The sequence below is a fragment of the Ancylobacter sp. TW_SC_1 genome (genome assembly GCF_056836805.1).
Genome location: NZ_CM166365.1, coordinates 482,915 through 508,120, shown reverse-complemented (window position 1 = coordinate 508,120; position 25,206 = coordinate 482,915). Strand labels below are relative to the sequence as shown.

General features: G+C 70.8%; 28 protein-coding genes and 1 pseudogene. 12 read left to right on the top strand and 17 right to left on the bottom strand.

Going from position 1 to position 25,206, the window contains the following annotated elements; translation table 11 throughout:
* Positions 1-98: 98 nt before the first annotated feature.
* From miaB to AC1PZ7_RS02295, 9 genes are all read right to left on the bottom strand, one after another.
* On the bottom strand, positions 99-1,523 hold the full coding sequence (gene miaB, locus AC1PZ7_RS02335) for a tRNA (N6-isopentenyl adenosine(37)-C2)-methylthiotransferase MiaB (protein WP_482357913.1): 1,425 nt from the start codon (positions 1,521-1,523) through the stop codon (positions 99-101).
* 276 nt (positions 1,524-1,799) lie between these two features.
* Entirely contained in the window at positions 1,800-2,573 is a 774-nt protein-coding gene (olsA, locus tag AC1PZ7_RS02330; protein WP_482357912.1) for a lyso-ornithine lipid O-acyltransferase, read from the bottom strand.
* Positions 2,574-2,576: 3 nt separating this feature from the next.
* Positions 2,577-3,008 (bottom strand): Fur family transcriptional regulator, encoded by a 432-nt coding sequence (locus AC1PZ7_RS02325; protein ID WP_482357911.1) that lies wholly within the window; start codon positions 3,006-3,008, stop codon positions 2,577-2,579.
* An 80-nt stretch (positions 3,009-3,088) separates the two neighbouring features.
* A complete protein-coding gene (locus AC1PZ7_RS02320) occupies positions 3,089-3,583 on the bottom strand; it encodes a GNAT family N-acetyltransferase (RefSeq protein WP_482357910.1) in 495 nt (164 codons plus the stop codon).
* On the bottom strand, positions 3,580-4,263 hold the full coding sequence (gene tsaB / locus AC1PZ7_RS02315) for a tRNA (adenosine(37)-N6)-threonylcarbamoyltransferase complex dimerization subunit type 1 TsaB (RefSeq protein ID WP_482357909.1): 684 nt from the start codon (positions 4,261-4,263) through the stop codon (positions 3,580-3,582). Before tsaB ends, AC1PZ7_RS02320 begins: the two co-directional genes overlap by 4 nt.
* A gap of 108 nt (positions 4,264-4,371) precedes the next feature.
* On the bottom strand, positions 4,372-4,926 hold the full coding sequence (locus AC1PZ7_RS02310) for a NifU family protein (protein WP_482357908.1): 555 nt from the start codon (positions 4,924-4,926) through the stop codon (positions 4,372-4,374).
* Between the two features lie 140 nt (positions 4,927-5,066).
* Positions 5,067-5,564, bottom strand: coding sequence for a universal stress protein (locus AC1PZ7_RS02305; RefSeq protein WP_482357907.1), 498 nt, complete (start codon positions 5,562-5,564; stop codon positions 5,067-5,069).
* Positions 5,565-5,591: 27 nt separating this feature from the next.
* The gene (gene trpS, locus AC1PZ7_RS02300) at positions 5,592-6,623 is read right to left on the bottom strand and encodes a tryptophan--tRNA ligase (RefSeq protein WP_482357906.1); all 1,032 of its coding nucleotides are present in this window, start codon (positions 6,621-6,623) and stop codon (positions 5,592-5,594) included.
* 109 nt (positions 6,624-6,732) lie between these two features.
* Entirely contained in the window at positions 6,733-8,256 is a 1,524-nt protein-coding gene (locus tag AC1PZ7_RS02295; protein WP_482357905.1) for a lipid II flippase MurJ, read from the bottom strand.
* Positions 8,257-8,553: 297 nt separating this feature from the next.
* On the opposite strand from AC1PZ7_RS02295, the gene AC1PZ7_RS02290 reads away from it, so the two are divergent.
* Positions 8,554-9,552, top strand: a complete 999-nt coding sequence (locus AC1PZ7_RS02290) for an adenosine kinase (protein ID WP_482357904.1) — start codon at positions 8,554-8,556, stop codon at positions 9,550-9,552.
* A gap of 138 nt (positions 9,553-9,690) precedes the next feature.
* On the opposite strand, the gene AC1PZ7_RS02285 is transcribed toward AC1PZ7_RS02290, so the two are convergent.
* The 4 genes from AC1PZ7_RS02285 to AC1PZ7_RS02270 are packed head-to-tail and all read right to left on the bottom strand — an operon-like array spanning position 9,691 to position 12,570.
* A complete protein-coding gene (locus AC1PZ7_RS02285; RefSeq protein ID WP_482357903.1) occupies positions 9,691-10,449 on the bottom strand; it encodes a DUF2076 domain-containing protein in 759 nt (252 codons plus the stop codon).
* A gap of 27 nt (positions 10,450-10,476) precedes the next feature.
* Positions 10,477-11,196: a Bax inhibitor-1/YccA family protein gene (locus tag AC1PZ7_RS02280; protein WP_482357902.1), complete on the bottom strand. Its 720-nt coding sequence runs from the start codon at positions 11,194-11,196 to the stop codon at positions 10,477-10,479.
* A 29-nt stretch (positions 11,197-11,225) separates the two neighbouring features.
* The gene (locus AC1PZ7_RS02275; RefSeq protein ID WP_482357901.1) at positions 11,226-12,026 is read right to left on the bottom strand and encodes an anti-sigma factor family protein; all 801 of its coding nucleotides are present in this window, start codon (positions 12,024-12,026) and stop codon (positions 11,226-11,228) included.
* A complete protein-coding gene (locus AC1PZ7_RS02270; RefSeq protein WP_482357900.1) occupies positions 12,010-12,570 on the bottom strand; it encodes a sigma-70 family RNA polymerase sigma factor in 561 nt (186 codons plus the stop codon). Before AC1PZ7_RS02270 ends, AC1PZ7_RS02275 begins: the two co-directional genes overlap by 17 nt.
* Positions 12,571-12,843: 273 nt before the next feature.
* Between AC1PZ7_RS02270 and AC1PZ7_RS02265 the strand changes: the two genes are divergently transcribed.
* Positions 12,844-14,019 (top strand): M20 aminoacylase family protein, encoded by a 1,176-nt coding sequence (locus tag AC1PZ7_RS02265; RefSeq protein ID WP_482359545.1) that lies wholly within the window; start codon positions 12,844-12,846, stop codon positions 14,017-14,019.
* An 18-nt stretch (positions 14,020-14,037) separates the two neighbouring features.
* Positions 14,038-15,279, top strand: a complete 1,242-nt coding sequence (locus AC1PZ7_RS02260; protein WP_482357899.1) for an MFS transporter — start codon at positions 14,038-14,040, stop codon at positions 15,277-15,279.
* On the opposite strand, the gene AC1PZ7_RS02255 is transcribed toward AC1PZ7_RS02260, so the two are convergent.
* Together AC1PZ7_RS02255 and tal are read right to left on the bottom strand one after the other, a co-directional pair.
* Positions 15,276-16,040 (bottom strand): sulfite exporter TauE/SafE family protein, encoded by a 765-nt coding sequence (locus AC1PZ7_RS02255; protein WP_482357898.1) that lies wholly within the window; start codon positions 16,038-16,040, stop codon positions 15,276-15,278. The two genes, AC1PZ7_RS02260 and AC1PZ7_RS02255, sit on opposite strands and share 4 nt — an antisense overlap.
* 113 nt (positions 16,041-16,153) lie before the next feature.
* Positions 16,154-17,125, bottom strand: coding sequence for a transaldolase (gene tal, locus AC1PZ7_RS02250; protein WP_482357897.1), 972 nt, complete (start codon positions 17,123-17,125; stop codon positions 16,154-16,156).
* 223 nt (positions 17,126-17,348) lie between these two features.
* Between tal and AC1PZ7_RS02245 the strand changes: the two genes are divergently transcribed.
* The 5 genes and pseudogenes from AC1PZ7_RS02245 to AC1PZ7_RS02225 all read left to right on the top strand — a co-directional run bounded on the left by AC1PZ7_RS02245 (position 17,349) and on the right by AC1PZ7_RS02225 (position 20,692).
* Complete coding sequence (locus AC1PZ7_RS02245) at positions 17,349-18,191, top strand: hypothetical protein (RefSeq protein WP_482357896.1); 843 nt, start codon at positions 17,349-17,351, stop codon at positions 18,189-18,191.
* A 37-nt stretch (positions 18,192-18,228) separates the two neighbouring features.
* Positions 18,229-18,861 carry a chromate transporter gene (locus AC1PZ7_RS02240; RefSeq protein ID WP_482357895.1) on the top strand — a complete coding sequence of 211 codons (633 nt, stop codon included), beginning with the start codon at positions 18,229-18,231 and terminating at the stop codon, positions 18,859-18,861.
* Positions 18,858-19,382, top strand: a complete 525-nt coding sequence (locus AC1PZ7_RS02235) for a chromate transporter (protein ID WP_482357894.1) — start codon at positions 18,858-18,860, stop codon at positions 19,380-19,382. The genes AC1PZ7_RS02240 and AC1PZ7_RS02235 overlap by 4 nt, the downstream gene beginning before the upstream one ends.
* A 152-nt stretch (positions 19,383-19,534) precedes the next feature.
* The gene (locus tag AC1PZ7_RS02230; protein ID WP_482357893.1) at positions 19,535-19,891 is read left to right on the top strand and encodes a hypothetical protein; all 357 of its coding nucleotides are present in this window, start codon (positions 19,535-19,537) and stop codon (positions 19,889-19,891) included.
* Positions 19,892-20,014: 123 nt separating this feature from the next.
* A pseudogene (locus AC1PZ7_RS02225) lies at positions 20,015-20,692 on the top strand (YoaK family protein).
* Between the two features lie 46 nt (positions 20,693-20,738).
* Here AC1PZ7_RS02225 and AC1PZ7_RS02220 read toward each other — a convergent pair.
* Positions 20,739-21,086 carry a hypothetical protein gene (locus AC1PZ7_RS02220; protein ID WP_482357892.1) on the bottom strand — a complete coding sequence of 116 codons (348 nt, stop codon included), beginning with the start codon at positions 21,084-21,086 and terminating at the stop codon, positions 20,739-20,741.
* A gap of 132 nt (positions 21,087-21,218) precedes the next feature.
* On the bottom strand, positions 21,219-21,827 hold the full coding sequence (locus AC1PZ7_RS02215) for a DUF6101 family protein (protein ID WP_482357891.1): 609 nt from the start codon (positions 21,825-21,827) through the stop codon (positions 21,219-21,221).
* Between the two features lie 217 nt (positions 21,828-22,044).
* Here AC1PZ7_RS02215 and AC1PZ7_RS02210 point away from each other — a divergent pair, with 217 nt between their 5' ends.
* The 4 genes from AC1PZ7_RS02210 to AC1PZ7_RS02195 are packed head-to-tail and all read left to right on the top strand — an operon-like array spanning position 22,045 to position 25,202.
* A complete protein-coding gene (locus AC1PZ7_RS02210) occupies positions 22,045-22,854 on the top strand; it encodes a 3'(2'),5'-bisphosphate nucleotidase CysQ (RefSeq protein WP_482357890.1) in 810 nt (269 codons plus the stop codon).
* Positions 22,855-22,884: 30 nt separating this feature from the next.
* Positions 22,885-23,133, top strand: a complete 249-nt coding sequence (locus tag AC1PZ7_RS02205) for a DUF4170 domain-containing protein (RefSeq protein WP_482357889.1) — start codon at positions 22,885-22,887, stop codon at positions 23,131-23,133.
* A gap of 17 nt (positions 23,134-23,150) precedes the next feature.
* Complete coding sequence (locus AC1PZ7_RS02200; RefSeq protein ID WP_482357888.1) at positions 23,151-23,900, top strand: lysophospholipid acyltransferase family protein; 750 nt, start codon at positions 23,151-23,153, stop codon at positions 23,898-23,900.
* A gap of 6 nt (positions 23,901-23,906) precedes the next feature.
* A complete protein-coding gene (locus AC1PZ7_RS02195) occupies positions 23,907-25,202 on the top strand; it encodes a 3-deoxy-D-manno-octulosonic acid transferase (protein WP_482357887.1) in 1,296 nt (431 codons plus the stop codon).
* The last annotated feature ends 4 nt before the right edge of the window (positions 25,203-25,206 follow it).

Sequence of the window (25,206 nt, the reverse complement as noted above, 5' to 3'; positions counted from 1 at the left end):
GGAGGGAGGATGGCCGGCGGTTTGCGCCGATCCGGCGCGCGCACCCGCGCGGGGGGAAGCCAAGGCACGTTCCGTATCAGCTCCAGGTCGACGCACGCTCACGCCTCCAGCTTCTCGCTCTGTCCGATGAAACGCGATTCCCTCGTCGGGCGCCCGGCAAAAAACTCGCCGCCGAGTATGTCGCCCGCAAGACTCTTGGTGCTGACCTCGCGCACTTCGACCTGCGCCAGCGTGCCGATGGCCTCCTGCGGGCCCTCGACGACCACCGACTGCAGATAGGGCGAGCGGCCGATGAGCTGGCCGGGGAAGCGCCCGGGCTTTTCCAGCAGAATGTCGAAGCGCCGGCCGCGGCAGGCGGCGTCGAAGGCCGCCTTCTGCCGGTCGAGCAGGGCCTGCAGCGCGTGGATGCGCGCGGATTTCACATCCTCGGCAAGCTGCCCGTCCATGCCGGCCGCCGGCGTGCCGGGGCGCGAGGAATATTTGAACGAGAAGGAGGAGGCGAAGCCGACCTTTTCCACCAGGTCCATCGTGTCGGCGAAGTCGGCGTCGGTCTCGCCGGGGAAGCCGACGATGAAATCCGAGGAGAAGGCGATGTCGGGCCGCGCGGCGCGCACCTTGGCGACGATCTCCAGGAACAGCTCGCGGTCGTGCTTGCGGTTCATGCTCGCAAGGATGCGGTTGGAGCCGGACTGCACCGGCAGGTGCAGATAGGGCATCAGCGCGGGAATCTCGCGATGCGCGGCGATCAGCTCGTCGTCCATGTCGCGCGGATGGCTGGTGGTGTAGCGCACGCGGGCGATGCCGGGCACCTCGGCGATGCGGCGCACCAGCTCGGTCAGGTTCGCGCTCCGTCCGGCGGCGTCGAGCCCATGATAGGCGTTGACGTTCTGGCCGATCAGCGTGATCTCGCGCACCCCGCCATCGGCGAGGCGGATCACCTCGTCGAGGATCTTGGGGACCGGGCGCGACACCTCGGCGCCGCGCGTATAGGGCACGACGCAGAAGGTGCAGAACTTGTCGCAGCCTTCCTGCACGGTGACAAAAGCGGTCGGGCCGCGCTTGGCGATGGCCGCGCGGGTGGGCGGCGGCAGGAAGTCGAACTTGTCCTCGACCGGAAATTCGGTCTCGACGATGCCGGCGCGCCGGTTGCCGCCGCGCCGGGCGGCGTCGGCGATCAGCTCGGGCAGCTTGTGGTAGCTCTGCGGGCCGACCACGAGGTCGACGCCGCGGGCGCGCTTGAGGATCTCGGCCCCTTCCGCCTGCGCGACGCAGCCGGCGACCGCCACCATCTGCCGGCGGCCGGCCTCCTCCTGCGCCTTCTTCAGCCGGCCGAGCTCCGAATAGACCTTCTCGGCGGCCTTCTCGCGGATGTGGCAGGTGTTGAGGATGACGAGGTCGGCGTTGTCCGGGCTGTCGGTCTCGACATAGCCCTCCTTGGCCAGCGTGTCCGTCATGCGCTGGGCGTCATAGACGTTCATCTGGCAGCCGAAGGAGCGGACGTAAAGCTTGCGCGGTTCACTCATTGCGTGTCGATCGACCCGTGCCGCCAGCCCGTGAGGGACATCGCGGCGCATTCCGTTGGAAACCCGAAGGCACGCCCGGCGCGCTCTCGCAAGGCGCCTTCGTCCATCGCCGCCCGTTCCCACCTCGGTCTCATGCAGGTCGAGATCGTCTACGTCTCCACGAATTACGCCTAGGCCCCCTGTGTAGCGGGATTCCCGGGAAAAGGGAATGCGCCGGGAGGGGCCGGCGCCGCGCGAGGGCGTGATTTGCCGCAAGAATCCGCCCGTCCGGGCGCTCTAGAGCGGGCGCCCGGTGAGCGCGCGCGCCAGCATGACGCGCGCGGCGCGTTCGGCCTCCTGCGCCGCCGCCTTGCGCCCGCCGGCGGCCAGCGGCGCGCCGAATCGCAGCTCCACGTCGACGCCGCCGCGCCGCAGCACCTCCATCAGGTGCGGGGCGAGGTCCATGTCGCCATACCAGGCGAGGCGCGGTCGGCGTGCGCGGCCCGCCGGCATGCCGCCGAGCCCGACATAGGCGATGGCGAGCGGCTGGATGGTCGCCGCCATCCCCTCCTCATCGCCCATGCTCTGGCGCGCCGCGCCGATCAGCGCCGAGCGGAAGGGCAGCACGCGGTTGCCGTCGCTCGATGTGCCTTCCGCGAACAGCACCACGGGGTCGCCGTCGTTCATCCGCGCCGCCATCTCGCCGGCCACCCTGGCCGTCGCCGTGCGCGAGGCGCGGTCGACGAAGATGGTGCGCTGCAGCCTGGCCAGCAGCCCGACGCCGGGCCAGCGCGCGACCTCGCTCTTGGCGACGAAGCACAGCGGCAGGCGCGAGCCGAGCACCGGGATGTCGAGCCACGAGACATGGTTGGAGACGATCAGCAGCGGGCGCGCCGGCGCCGGCGCGCCGACCAGCGTCACCCGCACCCCCACCAGCGTGAGCACGATGCGGTGATAGAGCACGGGGAGGGTGCGCCGGGTCGGCAGCCCCAACGCCACCGACAGCCATTGCAGGGGAATGCCCAGAAGCGTGACCAGCACGACCGGCACCAGCACCAGCCACGCCCGCACGGCTCAGTCCTTCTTGGACGGGTCGAGCGGCACGCCGTAGAGCTCCAGCCGGTGGCCGACGAGGCGGTAGCCGAGCTTGCGGGCGATCTCTTCCTGCAGGTGCTCGATCTCCTCGGAGCGGAACTCCACCACATGGCCGCTGCGCAGGTCGATGAGGTGGTCGTGGTGCTCGTCGGGCACCGGCTCGTAGCGCGAGCGGCCATCGCGAAAATCGTGGCGCTCGATGATGCCGGCATCCTCGAACAGCTTCACCGTGCGGTAGACGGTGGAGATCGAGATGCGGTCGTCCACCGCCACCGCGCGGCGGTGCAGCTCCTCGACGTCGGGGTGGTCCTGCGCGTCGGCGATGATGCGGGCGATCACGCGCCGCTGGTCGGTCATGCGCAGGCCCAGCGTGACGCAGGCTTCCTCGATCGCGGTCGGCTTGTCGTTCATTCCTCGGCCCGCATCCTTCAGACCTCGTCCATCCTTCCCGCCTTATGGCGCAAGGGGCCCGGCGAGGGCAATGTTTTCCGTCAGGCGATGTCGCGCCGCATGGTCAGGGCCGCCGCCGGCTGGCCCGCGGCATCGCGATAATAGCCCGCGCGCCGGCCGATTTCGCGAAAACCGGTGCGGGCATAGAGGCGAAGCGCGGCGGCATTGCCTTCCTCGACCTCCAGGAACACGGTGCGGAAGCCTTCCGCCGCCAGCGTGCCGAAGGCCGCCTCGACCAGCCGGCGGGCGATGCCCTCGCCGCGCCGGGCGGTGGCGACGGCGATGGAGAGAATCTCGATCTCCGGCGAGACGCCGCTGAGCAGGACGAAGCCGACCGGGGCGCCGCCCGGCCCGTCCGTCGCCACCAGCCCGCGGCTCAGGCGGTTGGCGAGCAGGCGCTCGAACTCGGCGCCGTCCCAGCCGATGCGGAAGGCGCCGGCATGCAGCCGCGCCAGCGCCTCGGCATCGCCGGGACGGACGGCGCGCAGCGCGGGCGCGCGACGGCGCAGCCCGAGGCGGGCCAGCAGCCCGTTCATCGGTGGGCGATCCGCCCGGCGGTCTGCGGCTTGGCGTCGACGTCGCGCAGATAGAGCGGGCGGGGTTCGGAACGGGCGGGATCGGCGACGCTGGCGAGCCGGGCCAGCCATACCGGGTCGGGCGTGGCGGCGCCGCGCACCTCCATCGGCGGGCGCGCGCCCGATGGCCAGGCCTCGGCGATCAGCCCGGCGCCGGAGCCGACGAGACGCACGGGCCCGTTGGCGACCGAGCGGGCGGCATCGCGTACCGCCATGGCGCGCGGCGTCACCAGCACCCGTCCGGACGGGCCGATCATCTGCAGGTAGACATTGCCGTGATGGGCGTCGATGGCGGCGGCCACCGGCACGTTGTCGTCGCGGTCGAGCAGCGGCGCGGCGAGCACGGTGAGGGTCGGCAGGCCGACGACCGGCTTGCCGGTGGCGAGGCCGAAGCCGCGCGCCGCGGCGAGCCCCACGCGCAGCCCGGTGAAGCTGCCGGGCCCGACGGTGACGGCGAACAGGTCGACATCGGGTATGCCGAGGCCGGCCTCGTCGAGCACGCGCTTGACCATCGGGATCAGCGCCTCGGCATGGCCGCGCGACATGATCAGCTGGGCGCGCGCCCGCGTCTCGTCGGTGTCGGTGTCGTGCAAGGCCACGGAGCAGGCCTCAAGCGCGGTGTCGATGGCAAGAATCAGCATGAAGGGTCCCGATCGTACGCGCACCATGCGCACGAGCGCGGCGGGAAGTGAAGGGAGCGCGGGCGGGTGCCGAACCCGCCCGGCGTGCCGGCGCCCCGGATCGCGGGCTCAGACCGGGCGGACTTCCACCACGTCCGGCACGAAATGGCGCAGCAGGTTCTCGATGCCGTTCTTGAGCGTCGCGGTGGAGGACGGGCAGCCCGAGCAGGAGCCCTTCATGGCGAGGAAGACGACGCCGTCCTTGTAGCCGCGGAAGGTGATGTCGCCGCCGTCATTGGCCACCGCCGGGCGCACGCGGGTGTCGATCAGCTCGCGGATCGTGTCGACCACGCCGGCATCCTTGGCCTCGAAGAAGGCGTCGTCGGCGACATGCTGGTGATCGTCCGGCAGCACCGGCTGGCCGGAGACGAAGTGCTCCATGATGGCGCCGAGGATGGCGGGCTTGAGATGCGCCCACTCGCCCTGCTCCTTCGTCACGGTGACGAAGTCGGAGCCGAAGAACACGCCGGTGACGCCCGGCACCTCGAACAGGCGGGCGGCGAGCGGCGAGCGCGTCGCCTCGCCGGCGTCGCGGGCCTCGAAGGTGCCGTGGCCGAGCACGGTGCGGCCGGGCAGGAACTTCAGCGTGGCGGGATTCGGGGTGGCTTCGGTCTGGATGAACATGGGTCTCTCCTTGCCAACCGGGGTTCAAGGCCGCGGCGACGGGAATTTCCACTTTAGATAAGCGCTCAACGGCCCGAGGGGAAGGGACAAACGCCCTCTCCCCATCGGGGTGAGGAAGGTGGAACGGTCCGCCGTCCCGCTCACGCCAGCGCGTCGATCTCGGCGTCGGACAGCGTACCGGGCACGACGGTCACCGGCACCGGGAGCCCGGTCCACAGGCCCTTGGCCAGCGAGGAGATCAGCGGTCCCGGTCCCTCATGGCCGGTGCCGGCGGCCAGCACGAGGATGGCGACGTCCTCGTCCGCCTCGATCAGCTTGAGGATCTCGTCGGCGATCTTGCCCTCGCGGATCAGGCATTCGGGCTGGATGCCGGAAATGCCGAGCGCGCGGGCCGCCAGCAGGTCGAGCCGCGCCTCGGCCTTGTCGGTCGCCTCGGCGCGCATCAGCTCGGCGACGCCGAGCCACTGGCTCTGCACGTCGGCGAGTTCCAGCACACTGAGCAGGACCACGCCGCCATCGGTGCGGGCGGCGCGCCGCGCGGCGTAATAGAGCGCGCGGTCGCATTCCGGCGTCTCGTCGGCGACGACGAGGAACTTGCGGCGGTGGCCGGGTTCGTGGCTCTGGCGCCTGCGCGACATGGTCTCTCCCCTGATCGGGAGGAAACGTTAGCGCACGAAGCCGACAATGTCCTTGACGTCGCGCATGGTGGCGTCGGCCAGCACGCGGGCCCGCGCCGCGCCGTCGCGCAGGATGGCGTCGATATGGCCGGGATCGTCGACCAGGCGCTTCATCTCGGCGCCGATCGGTCCCAGCTTGGCGACCGCGAGGTCGACCAGCGCCGCCTTGAAGGTGGAGAACTGGCCGCCGCCGAAATCGGTCAGCACCTTGTCCTTGGAGACCTCGCCCAGCGCCGCGTAGATGCCGACGAGGTTCTCCGCCTCCGGCCGGCCCTTCAGCCCCTCGGCCTCGGAAGGCAGCGGCTCGGGGTCGGTCTTGGCCTTGCGGATCTTCGAGGCGACGGTGTCGGCGTCGTCGGTGAGGTTGATGCGTGAGAGATCGGAAGGGTCGGACTTCGACATCTTCTTGGCCCCGTCGCGCAGGCTCATGACGCGCGCCGCCGGCCCGCCGATCAGCGGCTCGGGCAGCGGGAAGAAGCCGTCGCCAAGCCCGTTCGCGGCGATGGAGGGGCCGAAATCATTGTTGAACTTCTGCGCGATGTCGCGGGCCAGCTCCAGATGCTGCTTCTGGTCCTCGCCCACCGGCACATGGGTGGCGCGGTAGAGTAGGATGTCGGCGGCCATCAGGTTGGGATAGGCGTAGAGGCCCACCGAGGCGTTCTCGCGGTCCTTGCCGGCCTTCTCCTTGAACTGCGTCATGCGGTTCAGCCAGCCCAGCCGGGCCACGCAGTTGAACACCCAGGCCAGCTCGGCATGGCCGGAGACCTGGCTCTGGTTGAACACGATGTGGCGCGCGGGGTCGATGCCGGAGGCGATGAAGGCGGCGGTGACCTCGCGGATGCAGCGCTTCAGCTCGGCCGGGTCCTGCCAGACCGTGATGGCGTGCATGTCGACGACGCAATACAGGCAGTCATGGCTGTCCTGCAGCGCCACGAAGCGCTGGATGGCGCCGAGATAATTGCCGAGATGCAGGTTTCCGGTCGGCTGGACGCCGGAGAACACGAGCTGCTTGAATTCCATGTCGGGACGTCCTGTGGTCTGCGCCCTGCCGTGTCGCGTCGTGCGCGCGGGGCGCTAATGGCATGCAAGTCGGCGAGGGGCAAGCCTGCGGACGCGCGCGTCTCCCGCGCTATTTGCGCAGGCCCGCGCGCAGCGCGGCGAAATCGAGGCCGCCGAGGGCGCCCGCCGCCCCGGCATAGACCGCCGCGCCCAGCAGTACCAGGCCGGCGAGCGCCGCCGCCGCGGTGAGCCCGCCGCCGGCGAACAGGCCGCCGGCCAGATGGCGCGCCAGCCCCGTCGCCGCGGCCATGGCGAGGGCGGCGAGGACAAGCCCGGCGAGCCGCCGCCGGCTGGCGCGCGGCACCACGATCAGCCGGCGGCGGCCGAGCCCGAGCAGCAGCGCCGCCGGCGCCAGCAGGCTGGACGCCAGCACGCCGAGCGCCGGCCCCGCCATGCCGAGCGGTTCCACGGCGAGGAAGCCGACGAGCGCCCCCGCCGGCAGCGCGGCGAGGCCCGCCCCGGTGACGAGACGCGGCAGGCCGTTGGCGAAGGCGACGGCGACGAGGATCTTCTCCAGCGCCTGCGCCGGCAGCGACAGCGCCAGCAGCGCCAGCGCGGCGGCGGTGAGCCCGCTCGCCTGCGGGTCGAAGGCGCCGCGCTCGAACAGCACCACGACGATGGGATGGGCGAGCACGGCGAGGCCGAGCGCCGCCGGCAGCGAGAGCGCCAGCGCCGCCTCCAGCCCCTGCGCGCCGAGCCGGCCTTCGTCCCTGTCGGCCAGCGCCGGCAGCAGCACGGCGCCGGCGCTGGCGCCGACGAGGCCGAGCGGCAGCTCGACCAGGCGGGTGGCGTAGAACAGCGCCGCGACGCCGCCGGCGAGGCTCGAGGCGGCGGCGGCGGCGATGAGGAAGCGCAGCTGCGGCAGCGCCGCCGCGAGCAGGCTGGGCGCCGCGGCGGCCAGCATCGGCAGCGCCGCCCTCAGCTCGGCGCGGGTCACGTGCAGGCGCATGAAGCCGCGCGGCACGGCGAGCAGGTTGAGCCCGAACTGGGTCAGCGCGCCGGCCACCGCGCCCGCCGCCAGCCAGGCCAGCGCCGCCTCCACGCGCATCGCCTGCGCCCCGGCGAGCCAGAGCAGCACCAGCAGGGCGATGACCGCGCCATTGGCGGCGACCGGCGCGAAGGCCGGCCGGGCGAAGCGCCCCGCCGCATTGGCGAAGGCGGCGAACACCCCGGCGAGGATGGCCAGCGGCAAGCAGACGACGGCCAGCCGCCCGGCCAGCACCGCGCCCTGCGCGCGCGGGCCCCCGCCGGAAAAGCCCGGCGCCAGCACCGCCACGACCTGCGGCATGAAGAGAAACAGCGGCAGGGCGAGCGCCAGCGCGGCGAGCGCGAACAGCATCAGCGCCGCCCCGGCGCGGCCCCGCCGTTGCTCTGGTCCCCCCGCCGTCGCCAGCCCCGGCAGCAGCGCGGCGTTGAGCGCGCCCTCGCCGAGCAGGCGGCGGGCGATCTGCGGCAGAGCGAGGCCGGCGACCGAGGCGTCCGCGACCACCCCGGTGCCGAACAGCGCCGCCACCCCGGCGTCGCGCGCGAAGCCGAGGACGCGCGAGCCGAGGGTGATCAGGGCGACGGTGGAGGCGTGGCGGAGCAGGGCCATGCGCCAGCAATAGTCGGCCGGCGGAGCGAGGGAAAGGCGGAAGGCCGGGCTCGCCGCCTCCGCCGCCTGCCCTCGACCCGTTCTCGCCGCATGGCCGGGCTGGGCCCGGCCACCCAGGCCTGGACCGGTGGCCTGCCAGGGGCTGGATCTCCGGGCCGAGCCCGGGCGCGCGGGGCGCTGGAAACGGTCGTCCGGCTTCCCTCCCGCCGGCGTCGAAGCGTTGCGGCGGGCGCGCGCGTCTGCTACCGCCAAGCCGGCCTTCCCCACCGAACGAACCCTTGCGGAGAACGTCCGTCCATGACCGCCCAGCTTCTCGATGTGATCGGCTTCGGCAATGCCATCGTCGACGTGATCGCCCGTTCCGAGGAAGCGTTCCTCGACCGGCATGGCATGCGCAAGGGCGGCATGACGCTGATCGACGAGGAACGCGCCGAGGCGGTCTACGGCGCCATGGGTCCGGGCGTGGAGATTTCCGGTGGCTCGGCCGCCAACACCATGGTCGGCGTCGCCGCGCTCGGCGGGCGCGCCGGCTTCATCGGCAAGGTGCGCAACGACGAATTGGGCGGCATCTTCGCCCATGACATCCGCGCCGCCGGCGTCGCCTACGCCACCCCCGCCGCGAGCGCCGGCCCGGCGACGGCGCGCTGCCTCATCCTGGTGACGCCGGACGGCGAGCGCACCATGAACACCTATCTCGGCGCGGCGCAGGACCTTTCCCCCGCCGATGTCGACGAGGCGCTCGTGGCCGGCGCGAAGGTCACCTATCTCGAAGGCTATCTGTGGGACCCGCCGGCGGCGAAGCAGGCCTTCCTCAAGGCCGCCGGCATCGCCCACAAGGCCGGGCGCACCGTGTCGCTGACCCTGTCGGACGCCTTCTGCGTCGGGCGCTATCGGCCGGAATTCCTCACGCTGATGCGCGAGGGCACGGTCGACCTGGTGTTCGCCAACGAGGCCGAGCTGGTGTCGCTCTACGAGACCGATTTCGACGCCGCGCTGGCCCAGCTGCGGCAGGACGTGAAGCGCGCGGTGGTCACGCGCAGCGAGAAGGGGGCGCTGTCGGTGACGGCGGGCGAGCTCGTCGCCGTTCCCGCCTTCCCGGTGCCGAAGGTGGTGGACACCACCGGCGCGGGCGACCTGTTCGCCGCCGGCTATCTGCACGGCTTCGCGCGGGATTTCGCGCCGGAGGAGTGCCTGAAGCTGGGCGCGCTCTGCGCCGCCGAGATCATCAGCCATATCGGCGCCCGGCCGGAACGCCGGCTGAAGGACTATGCTGGGGAGAACGGCCTGCGGGTCTGACCTCGCATCGGCCGTTCGCGCGGGGCAAAAAAAACAGGCCGGTGAGGGGCCGGCCTGCAGGAGTTGGGAAGTGCCCGCTGCCAGCTGGCAGGGGTTCGTGAAACGCGTGGATTCCAGACGCGTGGATTCGGTCGGCGGTCAGAATTCGTCGCTGCCGCCGAACCAGTCGCCGCCGCCGAAGAAGCCGCCGTCATCGCCAGCCGAGTCGTCCTGCGCGCCGGTGTCGGCATCGGGCTGGGCGTCCGCCTGGTTGTCGGGCTCGGCGGGGGCTGCGGCCGGCGTCTCGGCCGGCGCTTCGGCCGCCTTGGCCTCGCCGCTGCCGCCGAGCATGCCGGCGATGGCATTGCCCAGCAGCACGCCGCCGGCTACGCCCATCGCGGTCTGCGCCGCGCCGGCCAGGAAGCCGCCGCCGCCACCGCCGAATCCGGGACGCCCGAAGGCGCCCTGCGGCGGCACGCCCGGCGCGCCCGGCGCGCCCGGCGCGCCCATGGGCGGGTTCCCCGGCGAGTTCGCCGACCGCCATGCCGGCGACGCGTCCGGCGGTATTTCGTTGCCGGCGGAGCGGGGCATCGAGGGAACCGGGCTGCGGCGTGCCGGAGGCTGGCCGGAGCCGAACAGGCTGCCGAACAGCCCGCCGCCCGCGGCCGGCCGCTCGGTCGCGGCGTCCTGCGCCGCCTGGGCCTGCTGCTCCAGTTCCTGGATGCGGGCTTGCGCCTGCTGCAGCGCGTAGTCCTGCATCACGATGGTCTGCGCCATCAGGTAGGGCGCGGCCGGCTGCTCGGCGATGCGCTGGGCGATGAAGCCCTCGGCCTCCGCGTCGCGCGGGCCGGCCTGGCGCTCGGCCTCGCCGAGCTTGGCGAACAGGCCGTCAATGGCCTGGCGGTCCTGGTCGTTCATTGCGAGATCCTTCCCGTCAAGGGCGCCTCACTCCCGCTCGCCGGTAAGATTGAGCAGGAGCTGGAAGATGTTGACGAAGTTCAGGTAGAGCGAGAAGGCGCCGAACACGGCGAGCTTCTGCTGCGATTCGGCGTCGAAATTGTCGGCGTACTGCTCCTTGATCGACTGGGTGTCCCAGGCGGTCAGGCCGACGAAGACCAGGATGCCGACCACCGAGACGATGAACTGCAGCATGGTCGAGCCGAGGAAGATGTTCACCAGGCTGGCGATCACCACGCCGATCAGGCCCATGATCAGGAACGAGCCGAACTGCGAGAGGTCGCGCTTGGTGGTGTAGCCGTACAGGCTGGTGGCGCCGAACATCGTCGCGGCGATGAAGAAGGTGCGGGCGATCGAGGTGCCGGTGAAGACGAGGAAGATGGAGGCCATCGACAGGCCCATCACCGCGCAGAACGCCCAGAACATCATCTGCGCCGCACTCCCCGACATGGACTGCATGCGGAAGGAGAAGAACAGCACGAAGGCGAGCGGGGCGAGCATCACCACCCATTTCAGCGGGGTGGAGAAGATCGGCACGTAGAGCGCCGGCGTGGTGCCGACGATGAAGGCGACCGCGCCGGTCAGCACCAGGCCGAGCGCCATGTAGTTGTAGACCCGCAGCATGTGGCGGCGCAGGCCCTCGTCGAAGACGGCCCTGTCGACGGTGGCGGTGCGGGACCACTGGAAGCCGGAATTCGGCGTGTTCATGTCAGTTTCCTCATGGGATGCATGTGGGTTCAGTAGAGCGACCGGACAAGCCGCTCGGCGGCCCGGTCGATGTCGCGCGAGCCGGAAGGCGTGCCGCCCTGGGCGACGAGGGCGTAGGCCACCTCGCCGACCTGCCAATAGGCGGCGGTGAGGTCGTCCTGCGGCACGCTGGTCGCCGGCACCACGTCGAAGCCGCCCGGCCGCACCGCGAACAGCGAGGCGGTGCCGAGATCCTGCGCGCGCACCGTCATCTCCACGCTGGGGCCGAAGGCGGAGGGGAAGACCTGCACGTCGTCCACCGTCCAGCCTTCCGGCAACACCGGCATGACGATGGCGGTGGCGGCGCGGATCTCGGCCGGGTCGTAGCGGCTGGCGCCGGGCTGCGAGGGCATGCCGGCGCGCACCAGCGCGGTGCGGTGGGCGCGCACCGCGTCCTCCAGATAGGCCGGGGGGAGCCCCGAGGCGACCACCCGGCTCACGCCGAAATGGCCGAACTGGGCATTGGCGAACCAGCCGGCGCCGATCAGCAGCGCCACCACCGCGGCGGCGCGCAGGCGGCGGATCCAGCGCTCGCGCGACAGCGCCCCCTGCAGCCGCCGCGCCGCTTCCACCGTTGCGAGCCGGGCGCTGGCGGTGGAGGCCGCGCGCGGCGTCTCGGCCAGGGCGAGGCGCAGCTCGTCGCGGATGCGCAGATCGGCCATCACCCGCGAGGCGGCGGCCGGGTGGGCGCTGAGAAACGCCTCGACATCGATGCGCCGGGCGACGCTCAGCTGGTCGTCGACATAGGCCTGCAGGTCGTCGTCGGAGACGGGGTCAATGGGGCGGTTCATCCGTACCTCCTACGATGCGCAAGCGTTTCGGGCGCGCCGCGCCGGTGCCGTCCTCGATGGCGCGCAGCGTGGCGCGGGCGCGCGACAGGCGGGACATCAGCGTGCCCTGCGGTATGCCGAGCGTCGCGGCGGCCTCGGCATAGCCGAGCCCCTCCATGGCGACGAGGTGCAGCGCGGCGCGCTGTTCCTCCGGCAGCACCATGAAGGCGTCGCGCACCTGGGCGAGGCGGAGCTGGTGCTCCTGCGCCGGGGCGGCGGCGCTGTCCGCGAGATCGAGGCTCTCGGCCTCGCGGCGGGCCTCGGCGGCGCGCGAGCGGCGGCGGTCGACGAAAACGTTGTGCAGCACCGAGAGCAGCCAGCCGCGCAGCCCGGTGCCGGGCGTCCCGCGCCCGGGTTCGAAGCTGCCGCGCCGCTCATAGGCGCGCACCAGCGCGTCGTGGACGAGATCCTCGGCCTCCACGTCGTCGCGCGTCAGCGCGCGCGCATAGCGCCGCATCACGCCGAGCTGGGCCGGCACGTCGAAGGTGGTCTCGTCGCGCTTCATGTCCCGTATACGGAGCCGTTCGCGCCTTTCATCCCGCGCGATGGCGAATATTTCATGTCCGGCGGCGAAAATAACGCAACGGCACCGCGGCCGTGGCGACGCGCGGGCATGCACCGAGGCGCTTGCCTCGGCTTCGCGGCGGCGCCTATACAGCGGCGGCCCCGTGGCGCGGCATCGCGCGGCGACCGGCGGGGCCGTTGGCGGACGAAAGAGCGGGTGCGCAACGTGCAGCACGAGACGCGGGCCGGCATCCCCGGCGGCATCCTGCCCGCCCTGGCGGCGCAGGCGGACGAACTCACGCAGTGGCGCCGGGCCCTGCACGCCATGCCCGAGACCGCCTTCGAGGAGCACCGCACCAGCGCCTTCGTCGCCGCCCGGCTGGAGAGCTTCGGCCTGCCCGTGCATCGCGGCCTCGCCGGCACCGGCCTGGTGGCCACGCTGAAGGGCCGGCTCGGCGAGGGACGGGAAGGCGAAGGCTTTGCCATCGGCCTGCGCGCCGACATGGACGCGCTCGACATCCACGAGGCGACCAACCTTCCCTACCGTTCCGACACGCCGGGCAAGATGCACGCCTGCGGCCATGACGGGCACATGGCCATGCTGCTCGGCGCGGCGCGGCATCTGGCGGCCAATCCCGATTTCGCCGGCACGGTGCATTTCATCTTCCAGCCCGCCGAGGAGAACGAGGGCGGGGCCAAGGTGATGGTCGAGCAGGGCCTGTTCGACCTGTTCCCGATGCAGGCGGTGTACGGCCTGCACAATTGGCCGAACGCGCCCTTCGGGACGTTTCTGGGCCGGCCGGGGGCGATGTTCGCCGCCTTCGACATCTTCGAGGTCAGGGTGATCGGGCGCGGCGCCCATGCCGCCATGCCCCAGCGCGGCATCGACCCGGTGCTCACCGCGTCCCACATCGTCGCCCAGCTCCAGTCGATCGTCTCCCGGTCGGTGAACCCGCAGGAGGCGGCGGTGGTCACCGTCACCCAGATTCATGGCGGCGACACCTGGAACGTCATCCCCGACGCGGTGGTGCTGCGCGGCACGGTGCGCAGCTTCTCGCGCGAGGTGCGCGACCTCGCCGAGACCCGCTTCCGCGCCATCGTCGAGGGCGTCTGCGCGGCGCAGGGCGCGACGGCCGAGATCCGCTACGAGCGGCGCTATCCCGCGCTGGTGAACCATGCCGCCGAATTCGCGGATTCGCTGGCGGCGGCGCGCGCGACCGCCGGCGACGCGGTCATTGCCGATTTCGAGCCGATCATGGCGGCGGAGGATTTCGCCTACATGCTGGAGGCCGTGCCGGGCGCCTATCTCTGCCTCGCCAGCGGCCCCGGCCCGAACCTGCACAACGCCCAGTTCGACTTCAACGACGCGCTGCTGCCGGTCGGCGCCAGCTACTGGGTGCATCTGGTGCGCTCCCGGCTGCCGCCTTCTCCCACGGCGCCGGCAGCCTGACCGCAGGGGTCGCGCGAGGTGACTGGCGTTCCCCGCCCCGCCGCCGATGCCGCCCCGCCGGACGGGCGCAGCCCCTTCGTCGTCGCGCTGGGCGTCGCGCAGCTCTGCTCCTGGGGCACGCTCTATTACAGCTTCCCGCAGGTGGCGCAGGCGATGAGCGTCGATCTCGGCTGGTCCAAGGCCGAGCTCTACGGCGCCGCCACGCTCGGCCTCGCGCTGGCCGGCGCCGTCGCCTATCCGGTCGGCGCCGGCATCGACCGCGGCCACGGCCGGATGATCATGGCGGGCGGCTCGCTGCTGGCGGGCCTGCTGCTCGTGCTGTGGGCGCAGGTCCAGAGCATCGGTCTGTTCTATGTCGCCATCGCCGGCATCGGCGCCATGCAGGCGGCGACGCTCTACGAGCCGGCCTTCGCCGTCGTCGCCCGCCGCGCCGGCGCGCTGCGGGCCCGGCCCGGCATCACCGCGCTGACGCTGTGGGGCGGCTTCTCCTCGACCGTGTTCATTCCGCTGATCCAGCTGCTGCTCGACATGGTGGGCTGGCGCGACACCCTGCTCGTCCTCGGCGCGGTGAACATCTTCATCTGCGCGACGATGAATTTCCTCGCCGTCGATGCCTCGCGCGACCGGGCGGCGGCGCGCCCGGAGGCGGCGGGAAGCTCGGGCGCGCCGCGTTCGGTCATCGGGCAGGTGGTCCGCCAGCCGGTGTTCTGGGCGCTGGCCATCGCCTTCACCGCCTATTCCGCGATGTTCTCCGGCTTCACCTTCCACATGTACCCGTTGCTGGTGGAGCGCGGCTTCGACACGGCGACGGTGGTGAGCGCCATCGCGCTGATCGGCCCGGCGCAGGTCGGCGGCCGCGTCCTCGTCTCGCTGCTGGCGCCGCGCGCGCCGGTGCGGCTGGTCGGCTCGGTCATCGTCGCGGTGTTCCCGCTGTCCTTCCTGGCGCTGGAGCTCATCCCGCCGGATTTCGCCTGGGTGGCGCTGTTCGCCCTCGCCTATGGCTCGGTCAACGGCATCATCACCATCGTCCGCGGGCTGGTCGTGCCCGAACTGCTCACGCGGCGCGCCTATGGCGCGGTGAACGGCGCGCTGGCGATGCCGGCAATCTTCTCGCGGGCGCTGGCGCCGGCCGGCATGGCGGCGCTGTGGACCGCTTCCGGCTCGTATGACGCCGTGCTGATGGCGATCGTCGCTCTCGCCCTGGTGCTCGCCATCGGCTTCTGGTGCGCGGCGCTGATGGCCCGGCCGGTGGAAGACTAGGACTGGAAGTCGATCATTCCCGCCGCGCCGTCCCAGGTCAGCTTGAGCGAGATGAGGAACAGCGCGGCCATCACCAGGCGATAGAACAGGACCTCGGGAAGCAGCCGCGTCATCCGCACGCCGGCGAAGGTCGCCGCCACCGCCACCGGGACGAGCGTCGCGGTGATCGCCAGATTGCCGGGGTTGAGCTGGCCGAGCGCGGCATAGGGGATGAGCTTGAGGGCGTTGATCGCCGCGAAGGTCAGTGTCGTCGTGCCGGCATAGACCATCTTCGGCAGCTTCTGCGGGACGACGTACATCTGGTAGGGCGGTGCGCCGCCATGGCTGACGAAGCTGGTGAAGCCCGACACCGCGCCCCAGAACATGCCGCGCGGCAGGTCGGCCGCTCGCGCCGCCTGTCCCGCGCCGCCCAGCCAGCGGATCAGGCAGAAGGAAAGGCCGATCAGGCCGATGATCAGCATCACCATGGCCTCGGTGACGATGGAGGCGGTGGCCCAGCCGATGCCGATGCCGAGCGCGGCGGCGGGAATGAGGATGGCGAGGTTGCGCGGCGAATATTCGCGCCGGTAGGCCCACACCCCGAACATGTCGCTGATCACATAGACCGGCAGCAGCAGGCCGGCGGCGGTTACCGGCGACATGAACAGCGCCATGGTCGGCACGGCGAGCGAGCCGATCATCGGCACCCCGCCCTTGCTCATACCGACGAAGAAGGCGGCGGCGCCGGCGGCGAGGGCGAAGCCGAGATCGGGCACGAGCATGGAACGGGGGACCGTCGCAGGAGAAGAGGAGGGGCGCGCCCTCCTCTGCATGGCTACTGGCGATCTGCAGCTTGATGAGGCAGCAGCTCACGCAGTCGGATGATGCAGTCCGATCAGGCCGCCTTGGCGCCGTCCAGCCGCTTGGCGACGAGGCCGCGCAGCGTGCGCAGGTCCTTCACGAAGTGGCGGATACCGTCGGAGAGCTTCTCCGTCGCCATCTGGTCCTCGTTCATGGCGAAGCGGAACGCCTTCTCGTCGAGGTGAAGCCGCGCCGGTGCGCCCTCGGTGTTGGCGGGGTCGAGCTTGCGCTCCAGCACGCCCTCGTCGGCGGCGAGCTGGTCGAGCAGCGACGGGCCGATGGTGAGCCGGTCGCAGCCCGCCAGCGCCTCGATCTCGCCGGTGTTGCGGAAGGAGGCGCCCATCACCACGGTCGGGATGCCGTGCTTCTTGTAATAGGCGTAGATCTGCCGCACCGAGACGACGCCGGGATCGGTCTCGGCGGTGAACGGGCCCTCGCCCGCGCTCACGTGCCAGTCGAGGATGCGGCCGACGAAGGGCGAGATGAGGAAGGCGCCGGCATCGGCCGCCGCCGCCGCCTGGGCGAGCGAGAACAGCAGGGTCAGGTTGCAGTCGATGCCTTCCTTCTGAAGGACTTCCGCCGCCCGCAGTCCCTCCCAGGTGGAGGCGACCTTGATCAGGATGCGCTCGCGCCCGACGCCGCGCGCCTCATAGGCGGCGATGAAGGAGCGGGCCTTGGCCAGCGTCGCCTGCGTGTCGAAGGACAGGTCGGCGTCGACCTCGGTGGAGACCCGGCCGGGCACGATCTTCGACAGCTCGGCGCCGAAATTCAGCGCCAGCCGGTCGCAGGTCGCCGCCACCACCGCCTCGCCCGTGCCGCCCTGGCGGCGGCCCCAGTCGATCGCCTCGTCGACCAGCGGCGCATAGGCCGGCATCTCTGCAGCCTTGAGCAGCAGCGTCGGGTTGGTGGTGCAGTCCTGCGGCTTCAGCCGCCGCACCGTCTCGATGTCTCCGGTGTCGGAGACGACGACGGTCATGGCACGCAGTTGGTCGAGCTTGGAGGGCATGGCGCTATCTCTCTTCTCGCGGGAGGGGACCTTGCGCGGCCCTGTCCGCAGGCACGGATCGACGATCCGTCTGGTTGGACCACATTTGGGCTGCCTTCTTCAAGGTGCCCGGCGGCATGACGCGCGTGTGACACCCGCCTCCTGCCCGCCTTGTGGACCGTCGGCGGCAGGCGTAAATCTTGCTGGCGGACGTGCGGCGAACGTCCTCCCGGCGGGATTTTCCATGGATGACATCCACTACCGTGAGTACAAGATACTGCTCCGTCCGGAGCGGTTCTTCGACCCCCATCAGTTCGAGGTGTACTGGCACAAGCTGTGTCTGATCGCGCCCGAGTTCAAGGTCGGCGTCACCACCAACAAGGACGGCTTCAAGCGCCAGGTCCGCGAGGTGTTGTTCTACGACACGCCGGAGAGCGATCTCTACCGCAACGCCTTCATCCTGCGGAAGCGCACCTTCTATACCGACGGCTGGCCGGACGCCGAGCACGAGCTGACGCTGAAGTTCCGCCACCCGGACCTCGCCACCGCCGCCGCCATCGACGTCACCCCGCATCTGAGCGGCCGCGCCGACATCAAGTTCAAGGAGGAGCTGCTGCCGCTGAAGGACAGCCTAGGCGGCATGCGCTCGCTCTATTCGCACAATTGCGTGCTGCTGAGCCCCGGCCTCGTGCTCAACGAGGGGCTGGAGCGTATCACCCAGGTCTTCCCCGAGCTGGCCGAGCATTGTCCGGCCGACAAGGCGGCGACGATCTCGCTGGTGAATAACCTGCCCGTCGAGGAGGTGCAGGTGAATGTCGGCTCGTTCGACTTCGGCCACGGCCTCATCGCCAAGGCGACCATCGCCGTCTGGCGCGACCGCTCGACCGAGACCTCGATTATCGGCGAGTTCGCCTTCCAGGCGAAGTTCGACCGCTACGATGCCCTCCATATCAAGGCCCGGGCGCGCTCCGAGGAGTTCTTCAAGGCGGCGCAGATGCGGGCGCCCGAATGGGTGAAGCTCGGCGCCACCAAGACCGCGCTGGTCTACAATTTTGGCAAGCAGCTCGTGGCCAGCCACGAAGCCTGAGCCGCCTCGATCTCATCACCGTGGGCTGGGTGCCTTTATGACCGTTTCCGTCCCGCCGGGTCCGGGCGCCGCCACCGAGTCGCAGGTGCCGCCGGAAGCCTATGCCATCCCCCGCGACGTGCCGCTGTGGGAGATCTTCGTCACCTTCCTGCTCATCGGCGCGATCAGCTTCGGCGGCGGCGTGGTGGCCTATCTGCGCGCCGGGCTTGTGCTGAAGAAGCGATGGCTCGACGAGGAGCATTTCCTCTCGGCGCTGGAAATCTCGCAGGCTCTGCCCGGCCTGAACGCCACCAATATGAGCATCATCGTCGGCGACCGGCTGCGCGGCGTGGCCGGCTCCATCATCGCCTTCCTCGGCATCACCCTGCCGGGCGGCACGCTGGTGCTGGCGCTGGGCGTGCTCTACGCCTCGAACGCGCACAACCCCTATGTCAACGCTACGCTGATCGGCGTGGGTGCGGCGGCGGTCGGCATGCTCTCGGCGGTGACGCTGCAGATCGGGCGCAAGCAGCTCGGCACGCTGATCGACATAACCATCATCGCCGTCACCGTGCTGATGGTGAGCTTCCTGCACATCTCGCTGGTCTGGGTGCTGCTCACCGTCGGGCCGGTCGCGGTGTTCATCTATCGGCCGCGCAGGGACGCGGATGGGCCGGGAGCCTCGGCATGAACGAGAACCTGTCCGTCCTCGGTGTCTTCGCGCTGCTCTCCGTGCTGGCGGTCGGCGGCGGCGCGGCGGTGCTGCCGGAGACCAAGACGCTGGTGGTGGAAAGCCATCACTGGCTGACTGACGACCAGTTCCGCGACATTTACGGCCTCGGCCAGGTGGTGCCGGGCCCGAACATGCTGATGGTCATCGTCATCGGCTACCACGTCACCGGCTATGTCGGGGCGCTGCTCGCCTTCCTCGGCTTTTTCGTGCCGGCAGGCGCCATCTCCTGGGCTGCTTCGCGCGTGTGGGACCATTTCGACGGCTCGCCCTGGCGCCGCTCGTTGCAGCAGGGCATGGCGCCGCTGGTCGTGGGGCTGATGGCGGCGGGCACCATTTCCATCGCCCGTACGGCGATCGACGGAGCGCTTACCATCGCCATCGCCCTTGCGGTGTTCGTCGGGGTCTATTTCGTCAAGAAGGTGAACCCGGCGATCCTGGTGCTCGGCGGCGGCCTCGTCGGGCTCGCCCTTCTGAGCTAGCGCCGGCTTCCTTCGTTCCCACCAGCCCGGGCCGGCGGGCATCCGGAGCCTCCGCCGCCGAGTTTTTTTGCAACAGCATGAGGTTACGGCTGGTGCGAGACGATCGTCATGTTATCGTTCTGCCGTCTGACCACCACGCTCGGGAGTGCATCATGCGTCGCCTTTCGCTGACTTCCGCCTCCATTCAGCTTCGCCTTCGCAAGATCATGCTCGGCGCCGCCCTGGCGCTGGGAACGCTCGCCGCCCTCGGCGCCGGCAAGGCCGAAGCGGGCGTGGCCATGCCTGCCGTCACCATGCCCGCCGCCGTCGCGGCCATCGACGTGGTCGCGCCGTCCGTCCCCCTCGCGGAGAATGTGCGCTGGGTCTGCGGCCCGTGGCGCTGTGCCTGGCGTCCGAACTGGAATTACTGGTACGTGCCGCCTTACGCGCGCGGCTGGGGGCCCCCGGTTCGTCCGGGCTGCTTCTGGCGCCGTGGCTGGGGCGGCGGCTGGGTGCATGTCTGCCCGTGATTCCGATGGCCCGTAACCTTGGCCCGGGAATCACGAAAGACCGTCAGCTCTTTGCAAATTATCGAGAAGGGCGCCTGTGGGCGCCCTTTTTCGTGACCGAACCATGCGACATTTGACACCGGCATGCCCTCCACCGCGTTCCGCCCGCTCCTGTTCGCCACTTTCGCGACCATCGTCGCCGGCTTCGTCGACGCGGTCGGCTATGCCCATCTGGGCGGGCTGTTCCTCTCCTTCATGAGCGGTAACAGCACCCGGCTCGGCATCCAGCTCGCCGATGGGCAATGGTCCCTGGCGCTGCTCGCCCTGGCGATCGTCACCGCCTTCGTGGCCGGTGCCTTCCTCGGCACCCTGGTCACGGATGCGGTGGGCGAGTGGAAGCTGGTCGCCGTGCTTGGCGGCGAGGTGGCACTGTTCGCCCTCGCCGTGCTGCTCACCGGCGCCGATGTCGGCCGCCTGTCGCTGATGCCGGTGGCGATGGCGATGGGCATGCAGAACAGCGTGCATTAGGTCATTGCCGGGGCGGATGTCGGCAAGAGCTTCGTCACCGGCGCGCTGTTCGGCTGCGGACAGGCGCTGGCGCGCACCGCGCTCGGGCGCCAGCGGCCGATCGAGGCGCTGACCTATGCGGCGTCCTGGGCGTCCTTCGTCGCCGGCGCCTGCGTCGGCGCATTATTGCTGGCGGCGGCAGGGCTGGTCCCGGCGTTGGCCGGCGCCTGTCTGCTGCTGGCGGCGCTGATGGGCGTCGCCTTCCTGTTCCATGGCCACCTCATACAGCCGATCGCCCGGCAGGGAGGCGACTGACCGCGCGGCGGCGGTCAGCGCTGCGGTCGCGCCGGTGTGCGGGGCCTCACTTAAGGCCGATGGCGGCGCGGGCCTTGGCGAGCTGTGCCTCGCATTCCGCCTCGTTGCCGGCGGCCTGCGCGGCACGGGCCTTGTCCAGCGCCTCCTGCGCCGCGAGGGGGCGGGTGCTGTCGCCGATCGCGGCTTCGGTCTGGGCCAGGGCGCCGGGTGACGGGTCATGGCTCAGCAGCGCGCCCTGGCTTTCCGTCGCCGTCGCCCCGGAGGCGGCGACCGCCTCGATGAACTTGTCGAGCGCGGCCTGTGTCTGCACCAGGGAAGCGGCGCAGTCGGCGAGGGCCGCCGGGGCGGCGCCGAGCATCAGCGCGGCGGCCAGGGGCAGAACAAATGGCTTCATGGGTCTGGCTCTCGCAGCGTCGAGCGGCACCGGTACGGCCGACCGGTATCGCTCGATCTCGTTGATCGTTTCACTCTAGCAGGTGGCGCCGCGGTTGCGAGCGGGACACGGCAGGCGAGCGGACCGATCCGTTCAGTCCCTGGCGATCATTTCCCGCTCGCCGCGATGCACGGCGAGGTCGCCCAGCGGACGGCCGGCGGCGCGGCGGCGATAGACGCTCGGCCGGCGGTGCTTCAGCGGTCCCCGGCGGGGCCGGCGCGCCCGGGTTTCGGCCACGGTGAGCCGACCGATCATCGCATAGGCCGGCCGGCGCGTGCCGTCGGCTTCCGTCACCAGCATGGGCAGGCCGAGCGTCTCGCTCCAGCCACGCCATTCGGCGACCACATCGTCGATATGGGGGGCGCTGTACAGCGTCACCGACAAGGCGGGATCGGCATGCACCAGCACGATGGCGACGCCGTCATCATCGCCTTCCGGGTCGAGCAGCGCCACCGCCAGCCCCTCATAGTGGGCGAGTGGGCGCGCCAGCTTCATCGGCACGCCGGCGACATGCCGGCGCAGAACCACCTCGTCCGTTCCGAGCTCGATGAGGCGCACGCCGTTGTCGGCGCCGGCATCGAGCGACTGGAAACGGAGCGGCCAGCCCTCCCCCGCGGTAGGGCGCGACAGCGCCACATAGGGATAGGTCGCCGCCTGAGGCCAGGCCTCGGCCTTCTGTGTTTCCATCAACTGCTGACGCATCACGCATCTCCCCGCCGATCTTCTGGCTCTGCGGCCTCGGTCGTGGGGGCAATCTAGTCGCGAGGGTTTGCCTGCCCGCTTAAGGGACATGGTTGACCGTTTCTTCTCAGCGATGAATGGCACCTATGCTTGATGAAAGCTTGTCGGAATGGCTTCGAATGCCGATATCGCGTTTGCAATCCTCTCTCCTCCCACGTACTCCCCAAGAATGGACCCGATGCCGACCTTTGCCGCCGACATGCCCCGCCCCGATCCTCTTGCCGACCCCGCCATCGCGGCGCGGCATCTGGCGGATGCGGTCGTGGCCGCCGGCGCCGTGGCGGTGGCGATGTTCCGCGAGGGCGTGAAGAGCTGGTCCAAGCACAATGATTCCCCCGTCACCGAGGCCGACCTCGCGGTCGACCTGATGCTGCGCGAGCGCCTGAGCCTCATCGGCCCGGACTATGGCTGGCTCTCGGAGGAGACGGCGGACGAGCCCTCGCGCCTGACGCGCCGGCGGGTGTGGATCGTCGATCCGATCGACGGCACCCGGGCCTATATGGCCGGACGTCAGGACTGGTGCGTGGAGGCCGCCCTTGTGGAGGACGGCCGGCCCATCGCCGGCGCGCTGTTTGCCCCGGTGACGGAGGAGCTCTTCGTCGCGGTGCGCGGCGGCGGGGCGACGCGCAACGGCCGGCCGATCCGCGTGTCCGAGACGGATGCCATGGAGGGAGCGGTGATCGACGGCCCCGCCCCGTGGCTCAACCATATGGACCGGGCGGGGAGCTTCCGCCGGGTCGAGCGCATCCGCTCGCTGGCGCTGCGTCTCGCCCGGGTGGCGACCGGCGAACTGGATGCGGCATTGGCGTCGCCCAATGGCAATGATTGGGACCTTGCCGCCGCGGACCTTTTAGTGCACGAAGCAGGCGGACGACTGACCACGCTCGACGGCCGTCCGCTCGCATACAATGCGCCGGTGCCGCGGCATGGCGCGCTGGTTTCCGCCGGCAGCCTGCTGCACCCGACCCTCGTGGTCGCGGCGCGCTGACGGCGCACCCGAGCACAGGACGCAACCGGAATGCCCGAGACCAAGTCCAGTCCCCAGCTTCTCCATCTCGTCTTCGGTGGCGAACTCGAGAACATCGACGGCGTCACCTTCAAGGATCTCGGCGCGCTCGACGTGGTCGGCGTCTACCCGAACTACGCGACGGCGCACGCCGCCTGGAAGGCGAAGGCGCAGCAGACCGTCGACAACGCGCATATGCGCTACTTCATCGTGCACCTTCATCGCCTGCTGGATCCGGAAGCCAGCACCACGACCAGCTGACCTCCGGCCTTTTCGCAATGTGGCGTAGACTGCGCACCTCACCGACGGTTCGCACCGTCCTCGGACGTGGCATGGCGTCCTATCTGCGCCTTGTCTGGCGCACGCAGCGCGTGGTGCTGGAGCCGGCCGATCTCTACGCGCTGGCCGACGCGCAGCTGCCGATGATCCTGACCTTCTGGCACGGGCAGCACTTCCTCACGCCCTTCCTGGTCAAGCCGTACCACCGCGCGCGGGTGATGATCTCGCGCAGCGCCGACGCGGACGTGAATGCGATCGCCGCCGAGGCGCTGGGTATCGGCACGGTGCGCGGCTCGGGGGCGCAGGGGCGTGACTTCCGCACCAAGGGCGGCTTCAACGCCACCGTCGAGATGATCCGCCACCTCGGCGAAGGCACCAATGTCGCGATGACCGCCGACGTGCCGAAGATCTCGCGTGTGGCAGGCCTCGGCGTCGTGACCATCGCCAAGCACTCGGGCCGGCCAATCTATCCGGTCGCCATCGCTACCTCCCGGCGCATCCTCGCGCGCAGCTGGGACCGCGCGGCGATCCACCTGCCCTTCGGTCGCGCCGCCATCGTCGCCGGCGATGGCGTGCTCGTCGCCGCCGATGCCGGCCCGGAGGAACTCGAGGCCGCGCGGCGGGAGCTGCAGCGCCAGCTCGACCAGATCACCGCGCGGGCCGAGGAACTGGTCGGTCGTCCGGCCGCCGCCCGTGCCCTCGCGGCGGCGCCCGAGCGTGCGCCGCCGGCCGAAATCCGCAACGGCTAGCGCGCGATGGCGAAAGAGCGCTCCTCGCTCCTCATCCGCCTCTACCGGGCGGCCACATGGCTGGCGACGCCCTTCATCGGGCTCTTCCTCGCGCGCCGGCTGAAGCGTGGCAAGGAGGATCCTGCGCGGCTGCGCGAACGCTATGGCCGCGCCAGCGCGGCGCGTCCGCGCGGACCTCTGGTCTGGCTGCACGGCGCCAGCGTCGGCGAGATGATCGCGGTGCTTCCGCTCATCGAGCGGCTACGCGGGCGCGGCTTCCAGGTGCTCTTCACCTCCGGCACGCTGACCTCCGCCCGGCTGGCGCGGTCGCGCCTGCCGCCCGACGTGCCGCACCAGTTCGTGCCGCTCGATTCCCCGCTGTTCCTGCGCCGCTTCCTCAAGCACTGGCGCCCGGACCTCGTGCTGCTGGTCGAATCCGAGCTCTGGCCGAACCTGATCGTTGAGGTGAATGCGCGCGGCATTCCGCTTGTGCTGGTCAATGCGCGCATGTCGCCGACCTCCTTCGCCAGCTGGCAGCGCATCTCCGGCAGCGTCGGCGCCCTGCTGGCGCGGGTCGACCTGTGCCTCGCCCAGGGGCCGGATGACGGCGAGCGGCTCAAGAAGCTGGGCGCGCCGCGCGTCACCGTTACCGGCAATCTGAAGTTCGACGCCCCGCCGCCGCCGGTCGACATCGCCGCCTTCGACATGTTGCGCGCGGCCTCGGCCGGGCGCGAGGTACTGGTCGCCGCCTCGACCCATCCCGGCGAGGAGGAGATCATCATCGAGGCCCATCAGCGCCTGGCCAAGGAAATGCCGAACCTGCTCACCATCATCGCCCCGCGCCATCCCGAGCGCGGTGCCGCGGTGGTGCGGCTGGCGACGGAAGCCGGCTGCCCGGCGGTGCTGCGCAGCGACGGCTATTTGCCGGACAGGGGCACGAGCATCTACGTCGCCGACACCATCGGCGAGCTCGGCCTGTTCTACCGTCTCGGTTCGGTGGCCCTGCTCGGGGGATCGCTGGTGAAGAAGGGCGGGCAGAACCCGATCGAGCCGATCAAGCTCGATACCGCGATCCTGCACGGGTCCCATGTCGCCAATTTCAGCGAGCTCTACGCGCGTCTCGACGCGGCGCACGGGGCGGCGCCAGTGACCGACGCCCGCTCGCTGGCCGCCAGCGCCTTCATGCTTCTGGCCGACGGGGGCTCGCGCAGGCAGATGATCGCGGACGGGCAGGCGACGATCGGGAGTTTCGGCGGCGCGCTGGAGCGTACCCTCGGGGCAATCGATCCCTATCTGGTACAGATACGGCTTGAGAGGCACTGACCGC